Source organism: Gordonia sp. JH63, from assembly GCF_009856645.1.
Lineage (GTDB): Bacteria > Actinomycetota > Actinomycetes > Mycobacteriales > Mycobacteriaceae > Gordonia > Gordonia hongkongensis.
This window is the reverse complement of the sequence record NZ_CP047235.1, coordinates 2780833-2802649: the sequence shown is the minus strand read 5'-3', so window position 1 is coordinate 2802649 and position 21817 is coordinate 2780833. Positions and strand designations below refer to the sequence as shown.

The 21817-nt window shown below is 67.1% G+C and carries 22 protein-coding genes and 1 pseudogene; 14 read left to right on the top strand and 9 right to left on the bottom strand.

Annotated elements, in window-relative coordinates; genetic code table 11:
* Positions 1–4: 4 nt before the first annotated feature.
* Complete coding sequence (locus GR168_RS12580; protein WP_005179589.1) at positions 5–556, top strand: MerR family transcriptional regulator; 552 nt, start codon at positions 5–7, stop codon at positions 554–556.
* On the top strand, positions 498–1139 hold the full coding sequence (gene merB, locus GR168_RS12575) for an organomercurial lyase MerB (RefSeq protein ID WP_005179592.1): 642 nt from the start codon (positions 498–500) through the stop codon (positions 1137–1139). The genes GR168_RS12580 and merB overlap by 59 nt, the downstream gene beginning before the upstream one ends.
* 119 nt (positions 1140–1258) lie before the next feature.
* Here the strand turns inward: merB and GR168_RS23935 are convergent.
* Positions 1259–1772, bottom strand: a pseudogene (locus tag GR168_RS23935) (transposase); the annotation flags it as partial.
* 430 nt (positions 1773–2202) lie between these two features.
* Here GR168_RS23935 and GR168_RS12570 point away from each other — a divergent pair.
* Positions 2203–2664, top strand: a complete 462-nt coding sequence (locus GR168_RS12570) for a hypothetical protein (RefSeq protein ID WP_238994892.1) — start codon at positions 2203–2205, stop codon at positions 2662–2664.
* 137 nt (positions 2665–2801) lie between these two features.
* Here the strand turns inward: GR168_RS12570 and GR168_RS12565 are convergent, their stop codons facing one another.
* Positions 2802–3743, bottom strand: a complete 942-nt coding sequence (locus GR168_RS12565; RefSeq protein ID WP_065629966.1) for an NADP-dependent oxidoreductase — start codon at positions 3741–3743, stop codon at positions 2802–2804.
* 238 nt (positions 3744–3981) lie between these two features.
* Between GR168_RS12565 and GR168_RS12560 the strand changes: the two genes are divergently transcribed.
* The gene (locus GR168_RS12560; protein WP_175401093.1) at positions 3982–4569 is read left to right on the top strand and encodes a hypothetical protein; all 588 of its coding nucleotides are present in this window, start codon (positions 3982–3984) and stop codon (positions 4567–4569) included.
* Between the two features lie 106 nt (positions 4570–4675).
* On the opposite strand, the gene GR168_RS12555 is transcribed toward GR168_RS12560, so the two are convergent.
* Together GR168_RS12555 and GR168_RS12550 are read right to left on the bottom strand one after the other, a co-directional pair.
* Positions 4676–5035, bottom strand: coding sequence for a hypothetical protein (locus GR168_RS12555; protein ID WP_223258902.1), 360 nt, complete (start codon positions 5033–5035; stop codon positions 4676–4678).
* A gap of 114 nt (positions 5036–5149) precedes the next feature.
* A complete protein-coding gene (locus tag GR168_RS12550; protein WP_058250550.1) occupies positions 5150–5725 on the bottom strand; it encodes a TetR/AcrR family transcriptional regulator in 576 nt (191 codons plus the stop codon).
* 110 nt (positions 5726–5835) lie between these two features.
* Here GR168_RS12550 and GR168_RS12545 point away from each other — a divergent pair, with 110 nt between their 5' ends.
* Positions 5836–7638, top strand: coding sequence for an ABC transporter ATP-binding protein (locus GR168_RS12545; protein WP_159370885.1), 1803 nt, complete (start codon positions 5836–5838; stop codon positions 7636–7638).
* Between the two features lie 59 nt (positions 7639–7697).
* Here the strand turns inward: GR168_RS12545 and GR168_RS12540 are convergent, their stop codons facing one another.
* Positions 7698–8222, bottom strand: a complete 525-nt coding sequence (locus tag GR168_RS12540) for a hypothetical protein (RefSeq protein WP_159370884.1) — start codon at positions 8220–8222, stop codon at positions 7698–7700.
* Entirely contained in the window at positions 8219–9037 is an 819-nt protein-coding gene (locus GR168_RS12535; RefSeq protein WP_159370883.1) for a methyltransferase domain-containing protein, read from the bottom strand. Before GR168_RS12535 ends, GR168_RS12540 begins: the two co-directional genes overlap by 4 nt.
* A 188-nt stretch (positions 9038–9225) precedes the next feature.
* Between GR168_RS12535 and GR168_RS12530 the strand changes: the two genes are divergently transcribed.
* The 3 genes from GR168_RS12530 to GR168_RS12520 all read left to right on the top strand — a co-directional run bounded on the left by GR168_RS12530 (position 9226) and on the right by GR168_RS12520 (position 14532).
* The gene (locus GR168_RS12530) at positions 9226–11709 is read left to right on the top strand and encodes a LuxR family transcriptional regulator (RefSeq protein WP_238994891.1); all 2484 of its coding nucleotides are present in this window, start codon (positions 9226–9228) and stop codon (positions 11707–11709) included.
* A 256-nt stretch (positions 11710–11965) separates the two neighbouring features.
* Positions 11966–13051, top strand: a complete 1086-nt coding sequence (gene rsgA / locus GR168_RS12525; protein ID WP_058250546.1) for a ribosome small subunit-dependent GTPase A — start codon at positions 11966–11968, stop codon at positions 13049–13051.
* 149 nt (positions 13052–13200) lie between these two features.
* Positions 13201–14532: an IS110 family transposase gene (locus tag GR168_RS12520; RefSeq protein WP_159370882.1), complete on the top strand. Its 1332-nt coding sequence runs from the start codon at positions 13201–13203 to the stop codon at positions 14530–14532.
* A gap of 349 nt (positions 14533–14881) precedes the next feature.
* Here GR168_RS12520 and GR168_RS12515 read toward each other — a convergent pair whose 3' ends face one another.
* Positions 14882–15652 (bottom strand): DUF6319 family protein, encoded by a 771-nt coding sequence (locus GR168_RS12515; protein WP_159370881.1) that lies wholly within the window; start codon positions 15650–15652, stop codon positions 14882–14884.
* A 202-nt stretch (positions 15653–15854) separates the two neighbouring features.
* On the opposite strand from GR168_RS12515, the gene GR168_RS12510 reads away from it, so the two are divergent.
* The gene (locus GR168_RS12510; RefSeq protein WP_159370880.1) at positions 15855–15998 is read left to right on the top strand and encodes a hypothetical protein; all 144 of its coding nucleotides are present in this window, start codon (positions 15855–15857) and stop codon (positions 15996–15998) included.
* A gap of 132 nt (positions 15999–16130) precedes the next feature.
* On the opposite strand, the gene GR168_RS12505 is transcribed toward GR168_RS12510, so the two are convergent.
* Positions 16131–17072: an SDR family oxidoreductase gene (locus GR168_RS12505; RefSeq protein ID WP_159370879.1), complete on the bottom strand. Its 942-nt coding sequence runs from the start codon at positions 17070–17072 to the stop codon at positions 16131–16133.
* A 116-nt stretch (positions 17073–17188) separates the two neighbouring features.
* On the opposite strand from GR168_RS12505, the gene GR168_RS12500 reads away from it, so the two are divergent.
* Complete coding sequence (locus GR168_RS12500) at positions 17189–18028, top strand: helix-turn-helix transcriptional regulator (RefSeq protein WP_159370878.1); 840 nt, start codon at positions 17189–17191, stop codon at positions 18026–18028.
* Positions 18029–18068: 40 nt separating this feature from the next.
* On the opposite strand, the gene GR168_RS12495 is transcribed toward GR168_RS12500, so the two are convergent.
* A complete protein-coding gene (locus GR168_RS12495; RefSeq protein WP_159370877.1) occupies positions 18069–18860 on the bottom strand; it encodes a DUF1542 domain-containing protein in 792 nt (263 codons plus the stop codon).
* Between GR168_RS12495 and GR168_RS12490 the strand changes: the two genes are divergently transcribed.
* Genes GR168_RS12490 through GR168_RS12475 form a run of 4 tightly spaced genes read left to right on the top strand, consistent with a single transcriptional unit; the run spans position 18832 to position 21798 of the window.
* Positions 18832–19542, top strand: a complete 711-nt coding sequence (locus tag GR168_RS12490; RefSeq protein ID WP_343212990.1) for a GNAT family N-acetyltransferase — start codon at positions 18832–18834, stop codon at positions 19540–19542. The genes GR168_RS12495 and GR168_RS12490 overlap by 29 nt on opposite strands.
* Before the next feature lie 56 nt (positions 19543–19598).
* Positions 19599–19802, top strand: coding sequence for a zinc-ribbon domain-containing protein (locus GR168_RS12485; protein ID WP_078113866.1), 204 nt, complete (start codon positions 19599–19601; stop codon positions 19800–19802).
* Between the two features lie 21 nt (positions 19803–19823).
* Positions 19824–21401 carry a YdiU family protein gene (locus GR168_RS12480; protein ID WP_159370876.1) on the top strand — a complete coding sequence of 526 codons (1578 nt, stop codon included), beginning with the start codon at positions 19824–19826 and terminating at the stop codon, positions 21399–21401.
* A 25-nt stretch (positions 21402–21426) separates the two neighbouring features.
* Entirely contained in the window at positions 21427–21798 is a 372-nt protein-coding gene (locus GR168_RS12475) for a TraR/DksA C4-type zinc finger protein (protein WP_159370875.1), read from the top strand.
* Positions 21799–21817: the final 19 nt, after the last annotated feature.

Here is a 21817-nt window from a genome sequence, read left to right as displayed (position 1 = left end):
CGAGATGAACGGGCACATGACGATCGGCGTGTTGTCGGCGCGGACCGGGGTGAGGGTGAAGGCGTTGCGTGAATACACCGACCTCGGGCTCATCCACACCCTGGGGCGCAGCGCGGCCGGCTACCGCCTGTACACCGATGACGCACTGTGGTGTGTGCGGTTCATCGGCGAGCTGCGCGGGCTTGGGCTCACCATCGCCGAGATCTGCCAGCTCACCGATGACGCCGTCGATAGTGGAGACGGAGCGGTCGGCGCGCGTCTGGCCGAGCTACTGGAGCGGTCGCGACAGCGGCTGCACCGCCGGATCAGCGACGCCCAGCAGATCCTCGACCGCATCGACGACTTCACCAGCATCCACCGTGCGCGGTGGGCCGCCGACGATGTGTGCTGGACCGAGGTCCGTGCCGATGCCCGACGCGGGCTTGACTCTGCCCCCGGGGGCAGACCCTACCGTCATCGACATCGCACCCGACGCATTCTCGGAAAGGCTGACTCTCATGAGCACCGACTCCATTCCCGCCGACGTTTTCGCCACGATCGCACCAGCCGACCGTGACCGGGCGCTGCTGCGGGCCGCGCTGCGGCTGCTGGCCCACGGAGCGCCGGTCACCGTCACGGAGTTGGCGGCCGCAGCCGGTGTCGACGCCGGAGATCTCGAAGAGACACCGATCGGCGCCGACATCGAATACGACGAGCAGGGCCGGGTCCTCGGGTGGGGATTGACCCTGAATCCGACCCCGCACCGATTCACCGTCGCAGGCCATCAGCTCTACACCTGGTGTGCGCCCGACACGCTCGTCTTCCCCGCCGTGATCGGGGCGAGCGCACACGTCGAATCCGAGTGCCCGGTTACCGTCAGCGCCGTGCGATTGACCGTCGATCCAGTCACGGGAGTCACCGACCTGCAACCGGCCGCCGCGATGGTGGCCTTCGTCGACCCCGCCGGGATCCGGGGCGGGCAGGTCCGCGCCACCTGCTGCAATCCGCAGATGTTCCTGGCCACTCCCGACGCCGCCGAGCAGTGGCGATCCGAGCATCCTGGGATGACCGTGCTACCGGTCGCCGACGCCTACACCCAGCTCGCACGCCCACTGGCCGAGGCGCTCATCGACCCGGCCGGCGAGGCGCCGTGCTGCTGACTCAGAACAGGGTGTCGCGCACCCACAAGGGCCGGTACCCGGTCGGGCCGAGCTGGGCGAGTTCGGCGTCGATATCGGTCTTGAACGCGCCGAAGAAGACCTCCGATCACACCAAGAGGTCAAGCCGCGATCTCGAAGGACGCGTCCTGAGCGGGCCCGAACGCCTTGATCGGGTCGTAGTGCTGACCGGTTTGCAAGCAGTAGTGGAGCTGCCCGAGCAAGCGGTCGAAGAGGTGCCGAAGCGCAGCGGCGTGCCGATCGCCGCGGTCGCGTCCTCGGCGTTAATGGTCTTGGGGTGCGCCGGCTTTCGCCATCGCGGCGAACGCCCAAAGGAATCCTGCAGCGTTGAGTCGGTTGTTCTTCACCACGCGGCGGGTAATCGAGATGCTGCGCCCGGAGGCCCGCGTGATCAGCACAGAACCGGCGTAGGTCCTTCAGCGAACGGGCGTCGGTGAACCGCTCGCGGTCGTCGCCGATCTCGCCGAGCACCCGAGCGCCGGAGAGGTCAGCCAGGCCAGGAAAACTGGTGATCACCGCGTAGTCGGGGTACTGCTGGAATGCCTCGGTAGTGGCCTCGGTGAGCTGATCCACGGCGGCGCATTCAGCATCGACGCCACCCAGCAGCGCGAGAAGGCGTGACGAACAATTTGGCGTCTTGTCCGCCGAACCCGACGCTAGCCGCTCTTAGGCCGATTCCTTGCCTATGTCGTCAACATGACCGCATGTTGTCTTTCGTCACGTGTGACGAAACGGATGTGTGGCCGCGCGTTGCGGCGAACCACCCGACAGGCTTTGTCGAAGTACAGCATCCGGAGTCTGTCGAGCGATGTGACAGTCGGCGACCAGGATGACCTACCATGCCTGTGGTCGGTCTGGTTCACCGTTCGTCCTCGTCCGCCGGCCGTGTGTCCGCACACGAACCCGAATTCCGTTGAAATCAAAAGACTGCTGCCGTCAGCACTCGCCAGCGCTACCGGTTTCGACGGTGAGCTTTCGCTGCCGAACACACACATGGAGGGTAATTCCTATGCCGCACAATGAGTCACGGTCCGAACGGTCGCCGATGGCCGACAGGGTCGCCCAGACCACCGGGGAAGCCATCCGCGCGGCGCGCGCCCACGACTCCGAGGCGTTCGGTGCCGCGACCGACCTTCTCGCGTTGCACCCCGAGTCGCGAGAAGTGCATGCGATCACGCTGCGCGAACTCCTCGAGACCGTGTTCCCCGATGGTCTGACCGGCGATGATGTGTCCGAGGTGATAACCAGCACCAGCCGTGCCGCCGCCTCGTGGACTTCCGCCGTCAGTCCCGCAGCGGTAGCCCTCGTGCTGACCGGCGCGTTGGGAGTGGGCGACACCGCCGACCCCGATGCGCTGCCGTCCGCCGGCCTACTGGACGCCGAGACCACCGCCGCTGCCCTCGTGGTCATCACCGACCTCACGGCACGTGCCGATGTCGACCCGATGGAGTACGTGACCCGAGCTGTGGACGAGATTCGTCGCACCCAGACAATGGAGATGCCTTGATCGGTGGTCACACGGTGACCGCGAGCCGCCTGTCGTGTTGGATGACGACCTGCACACGGGACCGACTGCGAGGGCCCAGCGGGGTCGAACGCACCTACGTGCAGAGGCGAACCTCGACTAGATGACCTGTGCTGTCATCAGCTCGCGACGCGTATGACGACCTTGCCGCGCACGTGACCGGACTGGCTCCGCTCGTGCGCGTCGGAGGCATCAGCGAGATCGAACACCTCCGCGATCTCCGGCGTGAGATCGCCTGCGTCGGCGAGTCGGGCGAGTTCGGCAAGATCCGCGGGGTCGGGACGCACCCAGACGTAGTGGCCGCCGAACTCGTCGCGCGCCCGCGCGTCGGTGATCGAGGCGACCGTGCCGCCGTCGCGCAACACGTCCTCGACCGAGTCGAGTGCGTCGCCGCCCACGTAGTCGAGGATGACGTCGACACCCTGGGGCTCGAGTGCCCGTACCCGGTCGGTGAGGCCCTCGCCATACGTCGTGGGCTCGGCGCCCAGACTGCGGAGATAGTCGTGGTTCGACTCCGAGGCCGTCCCGATCACGCGTGCGCCCAGGGACCGGGCGATCTGCACGGCGAACGTTCCGACTCCGCCCGCGGCGGCGTGAACCAGCACGGTGTTTCCGGACTGAACTCCTGCCCGGCGGATGGTCTGCAGAGCGGTGAGACCGGCCAGCGGGAGCGCCGCAGCCTCTTCGAAGGACCAGTTCGACGGCTTGTGTGCCAGGGTGCGCACCGGGGCGGCGACGAACTCGGCGAACGTCCCGCCCGCCACTTCCCCACCGACGACGTCCTTACGGACGTAACCGAACACTTCGTCGCCGACCTGGAACTCAGGTGTGTCCAGGCCGACCTGCTCGACCACTCCCGCGACGTCCCAGCCCGGGACCACCGGGAAGACGGTGTCCATGATCTCGGCGAGATAGCCCTCGCGAACCTTCCAGTCCACGGGATTCACACTGGAGGCGCGGACGCGCACCAGCACGGAGTCGGGTCCGACTTTGGGCGTGGGCAGGTCGGTCAGTTCCAGGACGTCGGGACCCCCGAAGCGGTCATAAGTGATTGCTCGCATGGTGGCACCAACGGGACGCTCGTCGGAATGATTCCAACAGCTCGGCGATGTCTGCTGACGTCCCATCGTCGTGATGCGTACCGAATGCGCCCGTTATCCGGCAGGCCGGGACGTGGTCCATCGCGGGAGCAACCAGCGCAATCCCGGCCCGAGCCTGCTGGACGAAGCCCGGTCGCAGCATGAAAAACATTGTGCCGTAGTGTTTTCACCCGTGAATTTCGCTGCTGCCGACGCCATCGTGACCGACTCCACTACCCACGCCTGCGTGTGGTGCTCATCCAGCGACGACATCGCCGAACTCCGCGGCGAACCGCGGTGCGGGCGCTGCCGCGCGGCAGAACAGACCATAGCGGCGGCCCGCGAGTTCGTCGGCTTCTATGGTCTGCGACCCTTGGGCGCGTCAATGACCTCGGACGACGACGAAGAACGCGAACACCGGGTGGCGGCCCGTGACGCCTGGGCAGTGCTGAATCGGACCCGCACACAGCCCCCACCGCGCGTCCGGTCCAGCCGGCGCGGTGTCACACGATCCGCGTCCACCACCACAAACAAGGACGGCAGCACAACGGCTCGCAAAGCCAAGAACGTCGGGGCCGGAAGCGCCCGCCCTGCGGACGTCTCCCGACCCGACCACGAGGAGCTCATGAGCCGTGCGCAGTCCTTGCTGGCGCAGCTCGCCGAGATCGAGGAACGGCTGGCAGTCGCGCAGGCGGACTCGGGCCTGAGTGGCAAGGCGAAGGTCTCCGACTTGACCGCCAAGCGCGATTCGGTGCTGCGTACGCTCGCCGCTCTGGAAAAGGCCAAGCGGGCCCTGGAGCCGGCCTGAGTTCTCACGTGCCAGGACGGTTGTGATCCGAAAGGCGATGAACCGTCACCCGATCCTCCTCACGGAGTAGCGAACGGGGATTGTGCGGTCCACAGCGATTCCACCGTCACCGCCACAGCGACACGATCAGGACGAGGGTGAGCAGCTTCAGGGCCCAATCCCCGAGGTGTACAGCTGCCGCGGACAGGGCCGTTCCCTCGTGGAAGACCGCGCCCGCGAACAGTACCAACGGGATGAGGAACAGCCCCGCGGCGAGCAGAAGTGCACCGGTGGCATCCGGATCGAGTTGCGCGACCAGACCGGCGACGAGGAGTACGAGCAGTGCGTTGCGGATGAGTTCGACAACCGGCGTCGCCCAGGTCGGTCGGTGTACTTCCGCCGCGGCGGGTGCACCCACGACGCCGTAGTACACACCGCTCACCAGGAACGCGGCGACCGCTGCGGCCACGCACGCCAGTACGTTCACGCTGCCCAATGTCTCATCCGATCGGTAGGTGCAGGGTCTGACACCACCCCGATACAACACTCATCGGTGGTAGAAGTGTTGCCCCGACCCAAAGCCCACGCGTGCGTCGGCTTCTCAGTCGGCACCGACTCCGGAGAAGAACGTCCGGACGGCGACATCGGCGGCGCGGCGACGCGACATCACCCCGCCGGCGATCGAGACCGCACCGACAAAACAGAGTGAATAGAACACCCCGGCCAGCCATCTCGTTTCGAGATCACCGGCGATGGCACCGTCTTTCTGCGCCCGAGAAAGGACCTCCGGAAGCATCTGGTCCTCTTCCTCAGCCCACTCCGGGTGGCCGTCGAACCGGTGTGGGTCGGCGAACAGGAACACGATGACGTCGTCGATGCCGATGATCACCCGCATCAGCGATTCGAGTGCTGCGCGAGCCGATTCGCACCCGTCGACCGCTTCGCTCGCCTGCCGCTCGAGAACGCTCCTCGCCTCGACGAGCGCCGCATCGACGAGAGACTGACGGTCGGGGAAGTGGCGGTGCAAGGTGCTGCGGCTGACGTCCGCCCGGTCGGCGATGTCGCCCAGGGACGTCGAGAAATCAGTTGCCCACGCCGCGATGGCGGCTGACACTATGGCCTGTCGGGTGCGCAGGCGCACGCCCGAGACGGCAGCCGGTTCCGGCGCATCGTTCACCTGGCCGAGACTATCCACCACACTCGGGTCTCTGCAACACACTTGATTGAAAATGGGACATCAATGTGTCATTGTAGAGCTTGCATGTTCCGCTCGGGAGGGCTCACACCATGACGACTTCGACAACCGCGGCCGATCCCGGGCAGACCCCGGATATGCCCATGCGCGCCAAACTCGTGATCCTCTGGGACTACATACGCCCCTACCGGGGCGTCCTTGCCGTGGGCGTCGTCCTCGGGTTGCTCGGCACCGCTGCCGAACTCGCGACCCCGCTGGTCACGAAGTGGGTGCTCGACGGTCTTGCCGTGTCGGAATCTCTGGCGGCGCCGATCACCGTGTTGGCCGTGTTGCTCGTCGCCGGGTCGGTGATCGGTCTGATCCAGACGATCATGCTGGGGACCCTGGCCGAACGCATCATCCTCGCCACCCGCACCGGACTCATCGGACACCTGCTCCGCGTCGAGGTCCCCGAGCTCGCCCGTAGGTCGAGCGGCGAGATGGTCGCGCGCGTCACGTCCGACACCCTGCTGATCCGCGAAGCGACGACGTCGAGCATTGTCAACGGTGTCAACGGTTTCGTCGGTATGGTCGGCGCGCTGGTACTGATGGCGTTTCTGGACCTCCCGCTGTTCGCGACCACGATGGTCGTCGTGGTCATGGTCGGGATCGCCGCCGCCGTACTGATGCCGGGGTTGGCGAAAGCGCAGCAGGACGCGCAGGCCGAGATCGGTTTCCTGGGTGGCCGATTGGAGGGGATCCTTCGATCGATTCGCACCGTCAAGGCGAGTCGGGCCGAGGCGCGGGAATCCGACCGGATCGGAGAGTTCGCGCACCGGTCGGCGAGCAAGGGAATCCGGGCCGTGCGTATCGAAGCATGGGCCTGGACGATCACCGGGTCCGGGATCAATCTGGCGGTGATGGTCGTCCTGGCGTTCGGGGCCTGGCGCGTCGCCGACGGTTCGATGGCCGTCAGTACTCTGATCGCATTCCTGCTCTACGGATTCCAACTGATGATGCCTGTCTCGCTGCTCACCCAGAGTGTCACGGCCTTACAGTCGGGATTGGCCGCGGCTGCGCGGATTGCCGAGATCTCCGACCTGCGAATCGAATCCGACGACGAGGTGGTGGCGAATCGCACGTCGGATCGGGTCGACCGGACCGCGTCCGCACTCGAACTGCGCGACGTGGTGTACCGATACGCACCAGACTCCCCCGCTGCGCTCAACGGCATTGACCTGACGATCCCGCGCCGCGGACACACTGCCATCGTCGGACCGTCGGGTGCCGGGAAGACGACCATCTTCTCCCTCTTCCTGAAGTTCCTACGACCGGATCGCGGCGAGATCGTGCTCGACGGCCGGGCGCTCGACCAGTGGACACTCCACGACCTGCGAGCACGCATCGCCTACGTGGAGCAGGACACCCCTCTGGTCCCCGGAACGGTCCGCGACAACCTCGTCTACGCGGCGCCCGAGGCGACAGACGACGAGGTGTGGCGTGCCCTGTCGGCCGTACGGATGGATGAGCGTGTCCATTCCATGCCCGACGGCCTACTCACCGACGTGACCACGTCAACGCTGTCGGGCGGGGAACGGCAACGCATCGCGCTCGCCCGCGCGCTGGTGGTCGACCCAGAACTCCTCCTGCTCGACGAGGTGACCGCGCAACTCGACGGGTTGACCGAGGCGGCTGTGGCCGAGGGCATCCGTCGACAGGCCACTCGCGGAGCCGTCGTCACCATCGCGCATCGGCTCTCGACGATCATGGACGCCGACCAGATCGTCGTCCTCGAAGCCGGTCGGGTGCGGGCGGTCGGCAACCATCGGAGCCTGCTCGCCACCGATGAGCTCTACCGAGAACTGGTGGCCGCCATGCGTATCGACATCGACGTGGACGCTGCCGAGCTGAATTGATCCGACACCCGCCCACCCGGCACAGGCCGGGTGGGCGGGTGTCGGGCCGGCGGGTCGGGTCAGAACCGCCCGACGACCACGTTGGTGGTCTGGACCCGTGCCCGGCAGTCGCCGTCGGTGAATCGGACCCGGGTGAACACCTCGTCGGCACCGTCCCGGTCCTCGTTGAGAACCGAGCTCGGAACGACGAACTCCCGGAGATACTCGAGCCCGCGGTCGGAAGCCCGGAGGAACCCTTCGGTCCCGACCGAGGTGCCCGGGAAGTTGCGGTCGTAGAGGTACTGCTCCCGGCCGTCGTCGCCCAGCACGATGTAGTGCATTCCACCGCAACCCCGATCGTTGATGTGGGTGACGAATCCGACCGCGTCCGCTCGTGTCATCGGATACAGGCCCTGGATGATGATGCGGTTCTTGCCGGCGCCGGTGATGTTCTGGTCGACGATCGTCAGCGTCGCGCCCGGTGTGCGCGCGGGTGCTGCCGAAGCCGTCGTCGCAAGCGGCGCGGCGACGCCGATGGCCGCGGCGATCGACAGTGTCGCGCCGAGGCGAGCGATGACCTTGCCACGACTCCGGGGCGCGCTCATGACCGCACCGCCTCGACGACGCGGTACTCCCAGTCGATGGAGATCCCGCCGGGGACCGGTTGCTGCCGAGACTCGGCGAGGGAGATCAGATCGGCACGCAGTGCGTGCTTGCCGCCCTCGTCGAGCTTCGACGCCGCGGAGAACGTCGGACCGTAGTAGCCGAGGAACAGGTCCGCGAAAGCGGCCGCGTCGACGAACCGAACGGTCAGCACGGCGGTGTGCGAATCGACCGAGTGCACACGATCGCCGAACAGCGATGCGACGTACTGCTGATCGCCCCACCGGGTGGCGGGACGCGCGCCCGGCGGCGGCGTCACGTGGCGGCCGACCGCGGCGAGCATTCCACCGACGAAACCGTCTGCGGTCCAACTCGTGACCACGATCTTTCCGGCCGGGCGGACGACTCGGGTCAGTTCGCGCGCGGCCTGCTCGTGATCGGCGGCGAACATGATGCCGATCGACGAGATACCGGTGTCGAACGCGGCGTTGCCGAACGGCAGGACCTCGGCCGGGGCTTCCACGAAGTCGACGTCGAGATGTTCTGCGGCTGCCCGACCCCGGGCGATGTCGAGTAGTGCCGGCACGTAGTCGATCGCGGTGACGTCGCCACCCTGGCGGGCAGCGGCGAGCGCGGAGTGGCCGGTGCCGGTCGCGACGTCGAGGACGCGTTCGCCGGGGATGACCGATGCCGCGACCACGGTCGCTTCATTGACCGGCACGGTCAGCGCGGCGATACGGTTGTAATCGCCGCTGCTCCAGACCTTCTGCTGCTTCTCCCGCAGCGATACCAGGTCTGGTGAGAGAGATGTCGTCATCGGATTGTCCATTTCTGTGTGGTGGGACGACTGGCCGTCGGTGACCGTTGTCGGTACCGGCGCACCACAACAGTCGGTCACCGGGCATACGGACGGCATCGGTGAGGACCTCCCATCTTTCGCCGAACGTCCTTCCCATGAATGGGTAGACCCACCTATTCGAGCGACGGGCGGCCTACACTCGGACGGTGCGATTGTTGGAGAGAACCGAGCAGTTGTCGCAGATCAGCGCGGCATTTGACCGGTTGCCGGTGGGTTCGGCATTCTCCATCGCCGGCGAGAGCGGTGCAGGCAAGACAACGCTGATCGCGCAGGTGTGTGCGACCGCCCGGGACGTGCGTGTGCTGCGGGTGGCCTGCGATCCACTCGACACACCACGTCCACTGGGTCCCGTCAAAGACCTGGGCATCGGTGTGCAACCGATGATGCTCGCCGACGTGTGCGAAGCCGCCTTCGCTCATCTGGGGGCTGAACCGACGCTTCTCGTGGTCGAGGATCTGCACTGGGTCGACGCCGCGTCGACCGATGTGCTGAGGTTCCTGTGTCGACGCATCGAGTCGATGCCGCTCGTTCTGCTCCTGACGCATCGAGAGCTCGAGCCCCAGGCGGCAGCGCGTGCCCTGCTCGCCGAGGGCGTGTGCCGGATAGAGCTGCCGCCGCTCAGTGTCGAGGCGATCGCGGAATTGGTCGAGGGTACGGGTCTCGATCCCGTGCGGGTCCATGCCGCGACCGGAGGTAACCCCTACTTCGCGACCGAGGTCTCCCGCGAACCCGACCTGCCGATCCCGTCGTCGGTGCGCGATGCGGTCCTGGCGCGGACGACCAAGGTCAGCGCGGCCGATTTCGAAGCCCTTCAACTGATTGCGGCGTCGCCGGAACGGGTGTCGGACACCGCGCTGCCGGTCCTGCGGATCGGTTACCCCACTCTGCAGCGTCTCGCCGACACGGGACTTCTGGAATGGGGGCCCGACGGCACTCTTTTCCGACACGAATTGGCCCGTCGGGCAATCGAATCCACGATTCCGCCGGGTGGGGTGGCCCATCTGCACGCGCAGCTCCTGGACGCACTCGAGCAGCTGGTCACCGTGCACCCGTCGGTGTTGACCCACCACGCCGTCGCCGCCCGGGACTTCGACCGCGCCGTCCGTCATGCCTGCGCCGCAGCCGAGGACGCCATCCGCGGCGGAGCGCACACCGAGGCCGTCGCGTACTACGAGATCGCCAAGCAGCACCAAGTCAATGCTCCGGCTCGCGAGCGTGCCGAACTGTTGTTGGCGCTGGCCAACGAGCAGTACATGGTCAGCCGACTGCGCGATGCGATAGCCAGTGTGAACGAGACCTTCCCGTTGTGGACCGAACTGGGTGACGACACCGGGTTGGCCACGGCACATGTGGCCGTCGGGGTCTACGAGTACTACAGCGCGCATCGGCAGAGCGCGGAATCGCACCTGGGTCGTGCCGCGGAGATCGCCAACGGGACGGGGGCGTCGGCGGTGTACAGCGAGGCGCAGATCCACCGCGCGTTTCTCGCGTTCATGCGGGGCGACGTGTCGGGAACGGCGTCCCTGCTGGCCGACACCGCGTCGGCATCCGACGAGGAACTGCGGCTGTGGAACAAGGTCGTCTCGGACTCGGCTGCGCTGTCCACCGGCGAAGTCGACTCTCGCAGAAGACTTCTCGATCACATGGAAACCGCCCGCACCCTCGGCTTCGACGAACTCGCATCAACCGTCTATTCACAGGTGGCCAGTCTCGATGTCGAACAGGGAAGGTACCGGGCTGCCGACCGGATCCTCGACGCGGGTCTCCCGTTCACGGTGGAGCGCGACATCCAGATCTGTCGCCACTGGCAGACCGCGGTGCGGAGTCGCCTGCATCTGACCCGCGGACACTGGAACGGAGCCCTCGAGGACGCCGGGGCGGTCATCGACGCCGACGGGATGCCGATCGCCACGCTGTGGCCGCTCCTGGTCACCGTGCTGGTGCCGCTCCGATGCGGCGCGTCGTTCGACATCGACGAGATCGAGAACGCCTGGACCCTCGCCAACCAGATCGATGAACCCCTCCGACGGCTCGCGGTCCTGACCGCCCTGGCGGAGATCAGTTGGATGACCGGGACCGAGGACGCCCGGGTCACCGCGGCGCATACCCTCGACGATGACGGAACAGAGTGGGGCTCAGGGAGTCTCGCCGTCTGGCGTGCGAGGCTCGGGTTGTCGACGCAGACCGGGCCGATCGCGGCGTCGTACCGATTGTCGCTCGACGGTCGGCACGCCGATGCCGCGCGCTGGTGGTCAGACGCGGGTGATCCGTTCGCATCGGCGATGTGCTGGTTGGATTCCGACGAACCAGCCCGTGGTGTGACGATGCTCGACGGACTCGGCGCCGCGGGTACCGCCGATCGTGCGCGTGCGTTGATGCGCGAACGGGGTTGCGCCACCGTCCCGCAGCGCCCTCGGCCCACGACACGCGTGAACCCCGGTGGCCTGACGAACAGGCAACTCGAGGTCGCCCGCCTGGTGGCGGAGGGACTATCGAATTCGGAGATCGCCAAGCGGCTGTACATCTCGTCGAAAACCGCGGACCATCACGTGTCCGCGGTCCTGGCGAAGCTGGGGATGACGTCGCGTCGTGAGGTGCTCGCGCAGGGCGCCGCGTTGGGGCTCCGGTAGCGCGAACCCGCGGAAGAAAAAGGAGTGGTGGGCATCGCCGGACGGTGTTAGCGTGAGCCGCTCTGTCCGGAGGGGGCAGCACGAGACCTGGAGGTGAGTCGATGGTTGCCGTCGAGATCGCTGGCATCGTCAGCATCCGAACCATCCCTGTTCCTCCAGCCCGTTGCTGATCCTCGAACACCGTTCTCGCACGACCGACTGAGTTGCGAGTCGGATGACTCCTGGGGTCGCGGGCTTTCCTCGAAAGTCCCCAACAGTGAATTCTGCAAGTAATTCGTCTTTTCCCGTCGAGCTCGCCGCTCTCGGCTGGGACGAGCATTTCTCGACCCTGTACACCGACCGCGCGTCCGACGACGAGCTACCAGCTCGCATCGTGCGGGTGGATCGCGGCGGGTGCGACACCATCACCGCATCAGGTCCGGTCCGCGCCATCCGCGGTGTCGGGCGGACTGCGGAGCGCGAACAGTCCGTTTGCACCGGCGATTGGGTGGTGCTGCGCCGAGACGACGGGCAGGCCCGGATCGTGCACCTGTTGCCGCGCCGGACGGCGATCGCGCGCGCGAGTTCGGATCGGACATCGGAACGGCAGGTGCTCGCCGCCAACGTCGACACGGTGATCATCGCGGTGTCGGTCGCGGACAGGGTGAATGTCGGTCGCGTCGAACGCCTGCTGACCTTGGCCTACGACGCCGGCACCCGGCCGATCATCGCGTTGACCAAGTCGGATCTGGTTGACGATCCTCTTCCGGGTGAGGCGATGGTCGCCGCGGTCGCTCCGGGCGCCGACATCGTGACGACGAGCACGATCACCGGCGCAGGCGTTGATCTCCTCGAGTCCACCATGACCGGCACCGCCGTCCTGCTGGGCTCGTCCGGCGCCGGCAAGTCGAGCCTGGCCAACGCATTACTCGGTCGTGAACAGATGGCGGCCAACGAGATTCGGGCGGTCGACGGAAAGGGTCGGCACACGACGGCGCACCGCGAGCTGCTGCTCCTGCCGGGAGGCAAGGTACTCATCGACACACCTGGCCTGCGTGGGATCGGGGTGCAGGATGTCGCCGAGGCGGCCGGCCGTACGTTCGCCGACATCGAAGAGCTGGCTCGTGAGTGCGCGTTTCGCGATTGCGAACACCGCAGTGAGCCGAGATGTGCCGTACAGGAGGCGATCCGGGACCGCCGACTCGACGCCGGCCGGCTGGAACGCTATCGCAAGCTGCTGAGGGAAAGTGAGTGGTCGGCCGCTCGGGGCGACGCCCGACAGGCGAGCAAACGGAGCAAGCGGGACAAAGCGATCACGCGAGACATTCGCGCGATGTACCGGTTCCGGGACCGGCAGGCCTGACGGGCCCTTCGTGACGCGCCCTCCGCAAGCTCCGGGCGCTCCTAGTAATAGCTGGAAGGGCTGGTAACTGGGACATCCTCCTGATGTGGTCGTAGGGGCTTGGTTATCCCAACCACAAAAGGAGGATGTCAATGTCTCAGGCTAGTCGTTTGAGTCGGGGAGACAAGCGTCGCAACGATCGGTTGACCCGGTTCCGGGGGATCGTGCGCCGCGACCACGCGGTCGTCGCGATCGATCTGGCATCGAACAAACAGGTCGTCGCGGTGGTCGATCACGACTCCCGCATCGTGGCGCGCCGCACGTTTCACTGCGCGCCACCACAGTTGGCCACCGCGATCGAGTGGAGCCGTACCGCCGCTGCTGCTGCGGGGTTTGCCGGCATCGTGATCGCGTGTGAACCGACCGGGCATCGCTGGAAAACAGTCCGAGACCTCACCGCTGCGGTCGGCGTGGACATGGTGTGCGTGCAACCGATCGCGGTGGCCCGCGCGCGGGAGACCGAAGACTTCACCCACGACAAATCCGACGACAAAGACGCCCTGCTGATCGCCCGGCTGACCACCCAACTCCACCTCTACCTACCCGAACACGCCGACGAGCAGTGGAGCAGGCTACGCCACCTCGGTGTGCGCCGATCCCAGCAACTCACCCGCCGTAGCGCAGCCCAACAACAAGCCCGCGATCTGCTCGAGAGCAGCTGGCCAGAAGCGCTCGACTGCGCCGGGCAGCCGTTCAAATCGGTGACCTGGCTGGCCGCGATGGCTGTCATCGGCGCTGACCCGACACCCCTGACCGCCCAGGGCAGTCGCGACCAGGCGGTGGCGTGGCTACGGGAGCAGGTGCGCGCCGAGCTGCCCCGCTGGGGTGGGCGTCGGGTCACCACCCGCATCCTGGTCGCACTCGTCGACGCCGCCTTCGCGACCGAGACCACGATCACCGCCGAGGCTGGTGCGTTGGAACGGGCCCGCTACGCCCTCGACGATTTCGGGCACGCCCGCACCGCCTGCGAGCAGGTCGAACACCTCATGATCGAGGTCCTCACCGGGCTGGGCCTACGCGCCCTCGCCGAGTCCATCCCGGGGGTTTCGGTGGTCTCGGTCGCGGCGATCCTCGCCGAAACCGGTGATCTGACCCGTTTCGATTCCGCCCGCGCGGTGGTCAAACACGCCGGGCTGTGCCCGCGGGAGAACTCCTCCGGCAACTACCGCGGCACCACCCGCATCAGCGGGCGTGGCCGGCCGCTGTTGCGGGTCGCCGCGTGGCGGGCGGCGTTCGCCGCGCTCACCCACAACGAGGTCTATGCCGCCCGTTACCGGCACCTGACCAGCCGAGAAACCAACCAGCTCAACCCCAACCAGGCCCGAGTAGCGATCGCCGCCGCCCTGCTGCGGCAACTGTTCGTCGTCATCACCACCGCCACGCCGTGGAACCCCGACATCGCTGCCGGCCGTACCCGCCCCGCCGAAAGGACCGCCGCCTGACCCCTCACACCCTCCGGCCGGGACAAGCTCGCTGCTCCTTGGGCACACAAACCCGACCCTGAGCCTGAGCAGTCCCCACCGGCGCGAACCAAGCTCGAATGAAGGCTGTTGGGTACCAACCCGTTTGAACGCTAGGTAGAGCCCGCGCCCGGCACGACCCCGGCCCGCTCGAACCCACCCACACACCCATCCCGACAGGCCACCGGCCGCCGGGCCACACCCCCACGCCCACACCCATCACAGGACCCCATTGACACAAACCCTCATAGGCTGCTCAGGGAGCAGGGGGTAGGTCGTTCCTTGGGATTAGGGGGCAGGGTGCGTCGCCCTCGCAAGCTCCGGGCGCTCCTCAGCGAGCGAGGCCGCGCTGGTCGTCGACGGACCCGTCGAGGTTGGCCAGCGCGGCCCGCGCGGCTTCGAGTTCCTGACTGAGTTCGTCGATGCGGCGTTGCGCGGCCGTTCGGGCCGATTCGATGACGACGTCGACCGCGGCGATCGCGGTCTCGTCATCGAGCTCCCGCATCGCCCGGGCCACCCGGTCGGCGGTGATTTCGACGGGTTTCGCCAGCTTTCTGGTTCCGACCGCAACCGACAGTGTCCACGTGCTCTCCCCTGCCGCGGTGATGGTGACCGTGGTCGGCGCGGTCGGCGCCTTGGCCTTCCGCGACGGCCTGGTCGTCGCAGGCGCCGGCGCCGACTCCGTCGCCCGCGGTGGGGCATCCGTCGCAGGACGCGCCTTTCGGGACGGGCGTGCGGAATTCGATTCCTCGACAACTGTTTTCGATGACGACGTCGGTTGTGGCTTCGGGGGCGCCGGTTCCGGTGTGCGTCGACGAACCGCAGCGGTCGCAGTGGTGGCGGCCGCCGGTCGGTTACGTCGCAGTTCGTCGGCTTCGAAGGGCAACTGGTCGTCGACGCCCCTCGGGCTCACCGTCACTGTCGTACCGTCGATCGACACGACTCGCGCCGAGGCGCCGGCCTCCAGGTTCAGCGATGGCATCGCATCGCGCAGATAGACCGTGGCTCGCTTACCGGCCGCGAGTGCCGCGGACAGCGACTCCAGGTCGTCGGGACTCAAGCCGGCCCTCGTCTGTGAACTCACCGCGCCATTGTCGCACATGCGTGCGAATCCGCGTTACCCATCACTGCGTCGCGCCGTCGGCGCTTCACCGTTCGTGCAGTTGAAACCTAGTACTTGCGACCGTTATCGTTTCGTGACCCACAGCATCGTTGTGGCCTCGAACGTCGCCGGCGGGTCTCGGGTGAACGTTCGCGGCCCTAATGTTCTCGGGGACGGTAACGGGTCTTCGGAGGGACAACTTGTGAGAGAGGCCAGCACCCCGACACGCACATCGTCGGTCAAGGCACGCGAGACCCCGATTGCCGATCACGCGTATGCAGGCGTCACGATCGCGGCGCTGCTGTGCGCGACCTCGGCAGCGACATTCCTGACGCTCTTCCCCTGAACCTGCCGTCCCTCAGACTTCGAGTGGAAAGCACCACAAGTGCTCATTGCCGGTGTGTCACCCGCGTCGACTTCGGTCCGCAGGTGGCACACACCACTTGACGATCGCACATCGGCGCCAGGAGGCCCGTCTTCAGCCCGCTGTCACCCGGGTGAGCTGTTCAGACACCGCCCACAGACGCGATGCTGCTTCGTGATCACGGAACGGTTGCCAGGGTTGCCGTAATCCGGGTGGCCCGCCAGCGTCACCGGGCCACTGTGGTCCGAAGAACGCATCACCGGGCGTCTCCGGCTGCGTCGCCGCCATCAGGGCTGGGAGGGCAGCGGTTTCGACGGTGCCCACACCGACGCCGTGCCGCGACATCCACTCGATCACCCGCCGGCCGCTCGTCGGCGCGGTCCTGCCGACCTCAGGACGAGCGGCGAGAAGGCTGGTCGGGGCGACGCCCGGATGGGAGATCACGCTCGTCACATCCCAACCGGCAGCGCGACTTCGGCGTCCGAGTTCGAGTCCGAACAGCGCGCACGCGATCTTGGACTGGCGGTAGGCCTTCATTGCGTCGTAGTGGCGCTCCCAGTTCAGATCATCCCAATTGATCGAGCCTCGTTTTGCCGCGATGCTCGTCTGCGAGACCACCCGTGCCTTCCCGGACCGGAGCAGCGGAAGCACCGCGACGGTCAGGGCGAAGTGTCCTAGGTGGTTGGTGCCGAACTGGACCTCGAATCCATCGCCTGTGGTCAGGCGTTTCGGCGGAGTCATGATCCCGGCGTTGTTGATCAGGATGTCGATCGGTGTGCCGTCCGCCCGGAGCCTGCCGGCAAGCGCCTCGACCGATGCCATCGATGACAGGTCGACGTCCTCCATCGTGAGTGTGGCGGCGGGGTGACGATCACGAATGCGCTCGACCGCCCTCGCCCCCTTGGTCGGATCACGCACCGGCACGACCACTTCCGCACCGGCGCCGGCGAGCGCATTCGCGATCTCCCACCCGATGCCGTCACTCGCGCCGGTCACGACCGCTCGACGGCCCGTGAGATCGGGGATGGACAGGCTGTATCTGCTGTTTCGTGTCATGCGGAGCTCCTGACGGACTCGGAATGTTCTCGCTTCCAGTCTTGTGGCGGTCCGCACCGTTATCCACGGCCTGTCGATCCGTGGCTCCGCGGTTCCGGGCGCGCAAGAATGGCCGAATGATCGATCGACCCGGTCTCGCTGGCTTCCTTCGGGTGAGGCGTGCCGCCCTTCAGCCCGAAGACGTCGGACTGCCTCGCGGACAGCGCCGTCGCACAGGTGGACTCCGTCGCGAAGAGGTGGCTGCCCTGTGTCACATGTCCGCCGACTACTACTCACGACTCGAACGCGAGCGCGGCCCGCAACCGTCGCCACAGATGGTGGCCGCCATCGCTCAGGGCCTCCACCTCTCCGTCGAGGAGCGAGACCACCTGTTCCACCTCGCCGGCTACCGGCCGCCCATGCGCGGACCCGACCGCGAGCACATCTCCCCGGGCATGATGCGGATCTTCGACAGGCTCGCCGACACCCCGGCCGAGATCGTCACCGAACTCGGCGAGACGTTGCGCCAGAACCGACTCGGGGCGTCACTGGTCGGCGACCTCATGCGGTTCGACGGGCCGGCGCGGAGCATCGGCTATCGGTGGTTCACCGATCCGCGGGCTCGCCAATTGCACCCGTCCGACGACCACGACTTCTACTCACGTATGTACGTATCCGGACTACGAGGAGTGGCTGCGCTACGAGGCCCGCAGTCGTATGCGGCGTCGCTCGCGGAACGGCTCACAGGCGAGAGCGAAGAGTTCCGCGAGATCTGGGCACGGCACGAAGTGGGTATAGCGCCTCGCGAGATCAAGAGGTACGTGCACCCCGACGTGGGATTGCTCGAGCTGAATTGCCAGATCTTGGTCGACCCGCGGTGTTCGCATTCGCTGCTCGTCTACACCGCGACCCCGGGCAGTGCGAGTGTCGAGAAGCTCCGGTTGCTGTCCGTCGTCGCGGCACCCACGGCGACCTGACACCCGGCAAGCGAAGCCGAGTCACGCGGAGGGCGGCCGCTCAGAACCCCCCGAAGTCGCCACCGCCGAAGTCGGCTCCCCCGCCGAAGTCGCCGCCACCGAAATCTCCGCCGCCGAAGTCGCCGGAGTCACCACCGCCGAAGTCGCCGGAGTCACCGCCTTCCAAGGCGCCACCGTCGGAACCGTCGCCGGCGCCACTCTCGAAGGACTGCGCGTCATAGGGGACGCCCGCCATGCCGGAGAACATCGCCGAGAACAGGAACATCGATCCGAGTCCCCAGGCGCCGGCGACCAGAGCCGGTTTCCACCACGGCTCGGAGTACCAGCCGGCGGGCACCGGCCTGCCGGCGACGCGGCCGCCGGGATAGTAGTTGGGCGTCTGCTCCGACGGGTTGGGCGATGCGGCGACCTTTCGTCCCTCGAACTCCACGGTCCGGTCCTCGGTGACCGCACCGGCACTCTTCTGCCCGTCGAGCTCGGGGATCGCCGGACCGGGGTCGAGGTCCATGGCGGCCCGAGCCGCACGGATGTAGTAGAGCCCCTCGATCGCAGTCTGTTTGGCCAGCCGCGCCTGAACCGGCGAATTGGCCTGCTCGATCTGAGACCCCGCCGCGGTGTATCGCTCCCCCGCGTCGGCCAGCGCCTGTTTCGATGCCGGGCCGTCGCCGACCAGCATGAATACCTGGCCGCCCAGACGTTCGATCACCTGTCGTGCGTCGGCTTTCGCGTCCTCGAGGGTGCGGGCCGCGTTGGCGCCGGAACGCTGTTGGGCGAACACCACCACCCCGACGACGATCACGACGATGACGGCGATCAGGATCAGTGCTTCCATGCTTCCCTCCGGTTTCGCGAGTCCGCAGCCCGGTGGCGGTGACGTCAGGCCGACAAAACGGACACCACCGAGCGTACCGATGCCCGCCGACCCGATGCGTCTCGACAGATGGCGAGCACCTCCGGCCTCGTCCATTCTCCGCGAGGCCGGCGGTGGTCGCGGAGTTTCGGCGGTGCCGCACGCGCAGCCGCCGACCGTCATCGGTCACCCTGGGTGGGTGACCGGTCGACACGCGGTACGAATTCAACCTTCGCAGAACTCCCACCTTGTGGCCGAGCTCCGCTGGGAGTGGGCGTACGAAGACGATCGCTCCGTCGGGCCGTGGCTTGGCGATACCGCCTTCGCCGCCGCGGTTGCGAGTTGGTTGGACGATGAGCGACGAACGGTCTGGACCGCGGGCACGGACGACATGACCGTGGGAATGGTGTGCTTGACCGAACACGCCCGGATGCCGAGTCCCCGGCAGGGCGCCGGCGGCCGATGGGGTTATCTCGGTCATCTGTACGTCCGCCCGGCGTTCCGCGGTTCCGGGATTGGACGTGAACTGGTCCGGCATACCGTCGCGACCGCGGACGGCCGTGGATACGCGAAGGTGGTGCTCAACCCGACCGAAGCATCGACAGACCTGTACAAACAATGCGGTTTCACAGCCGAGAACGACCTCACGGTCCGCCGCCCGTGATCGACTACCGCGGCGCATGACCGGCCGCCGCGAGCCGCGAACTCTACGATGGCGGCGTGTTCTTCCTGTTCGGATATGGCCGTAGGCAGAAGCCTCTCGGTGCGGGTCAGACCCGTACCTGTCCCCGCTGCCACAACACCACCCAGTGGGCGCGGATGCGTGAATACAGCCAGTTCAGCGTGTTCTTCATCCCGATCGCCCGGTGGAACCGGCGCAACTTCGAGGCCTGCGGCATCTGCGGCGCGGCGCTGGCGGCCTGATCGCCGTCCGGGGCGAGTGGGATGGACACTCCTCCCTCGCCCCTTCTGCGCAGCCGGTTTGCCGGTCCGGAAACTGGTTACCCTCGAGGGGTGTCCGTCTCTCCCGATACTCCCGCCCGCACGAGCGCCGCGATCACCGGCTTCGAGCGCACCTTCGTCGACGAGCTGACGCCTTTCACCGTGCCGTGGCAGGGTGCCGAGACGCCTGACCCCCGACTGCTCGTCGTCAACGAGTCACTCGCCGACGACCTGGGCCTCGACATCGCGGCACTGACATCCGACGACGGTGTCGCACTTCTGTCGGGTGCGGCCGCGCCCGCCGATGCCGTCCCTGTCGCCACCGCCTACTCCGGGCATCAATTCGGCGGGTACACACCGCTTCTCGGCGACGGCCGGGCGTTGCTGCTCGGGGAGCTGATCGACCGCGGCGGTCGACGAGTCGACCTACAGCTCAAGGGTTCCGGGCGTACTCCGTTCTCCCGAGGTGGCGACGGATTCGCGGTGGTCGGGCCGATGCTGCGCGAGTATGTGATCAGCGAGGCCATGCACGCCCTGGGGATCCCGACCACGCGTTCGCTGTCGGTCGTGGCCACGGGGCGAGACATTCAGCGCACCGGGGCCGAGCCCGGCGCGGTGTTGGCGCGGATCGCCGCCAGCCATCTCCGTGTCGGCACCTTCGAGTACGCAATCCGGAACACCGACCTGACGCAACAACTCGCCGACTACGCGATCAGCCGCCACTATCCGGAGCTCGCGAAAGCGTCGGAGGCCGGCGACGGTAACCGGTATCTCGCGTTCTTCGAAGCCGTACTCGAACGTCAGGCCGCACTGGTGGCCCAGTGGATGCTGGTGGGGTTCGTGCACGGCGTGATGAACACCGACAACACGACGATCTCGGGTGAGACCATCGACTACGGGCCCTGCGCCTTCCTCGACGCCTTCGACCCGTCGGCGGTGTTCAGCTCGATCGACCACGCGGGCCGATACGCCTACGGGAATCAGCCCGCCGTCCTGAAGTGGAATCTGGCGCGGTTCGCCGAAACCCTGCTCAGGCTCATGGCCCCGACACCCGATGAGGCGATCGCTGCGGCGTCGGACGTGCTCGCCACGTACGAGGCGCGGTACGAACACCATTTCGCCACCGGCATGGCGTCGAAGATCGGTCTGACAGAATCGCTTTCCGAACCCGAACTGGTCGCCGACCTGTTGACCCTGATGCGTGATCATCGTGCGGACTGGACAGGCACCTTCCGGGCGCTGGCCGACGAACTCCGCGGAGATCAGGTCCCGATCATCAGCCTCATGCCGCGCGAGCAGATCGGTCCTTGGCTGGAACGATGGCGCCGTGAACTCGCCCGTCTCGGTCGCGAGCCCGGTGCGGTCGCCGAGACGATGGACACCGTGAACCCGGTGTACATCCCGCGCAACCATCAGGTCGACGCCGCTCTGCGCGCCGCGACCGACGGCGATCTGGAACCGTTCACGCGGCTGATGGATCCCGTCACGCATCCGTTCGAACGCCGCACCGAATGGGCTCACTACGCGGCGCCGGCCCCGCAGGCGTTCAGCGACAGCTTTCAGACCTTCTGCGGCACCTGAGCGAGACGACGTCGGTGGGCCCACGGTGACCTCTAACCAAGACGACGAGTCGCGGGATGCGCTCCTCGCAGAACGGAAACGAACCGCCGCGCTGATCGAATCGTTGTCGTCCCGGCTGGCCGCGGTACTCGAGGCGACCAGCGACGCGGCGGCCGACGACGAGCACGATCCGGAGGGTTCGACCCTGGCAGTGGAACGCGGCCATCTGGTTGCCCAGTTGGAACGGTCGCGAGTCCGGCTCGACGAGATCGGTGCCGCCCTGGACCGGGTCGGCGCGGGTGCCTACGGCCGGTGCGAGGACTGTGGCGAACCCATCGGTGCCGACCGCCTCGAAGTCCTGCCGGCCACCCGGCAGTGTGTGCGGTGCGCCGCTCGGAATCAGTCGCGACGATGGTGACCCGGAGTCGCAACGTTGT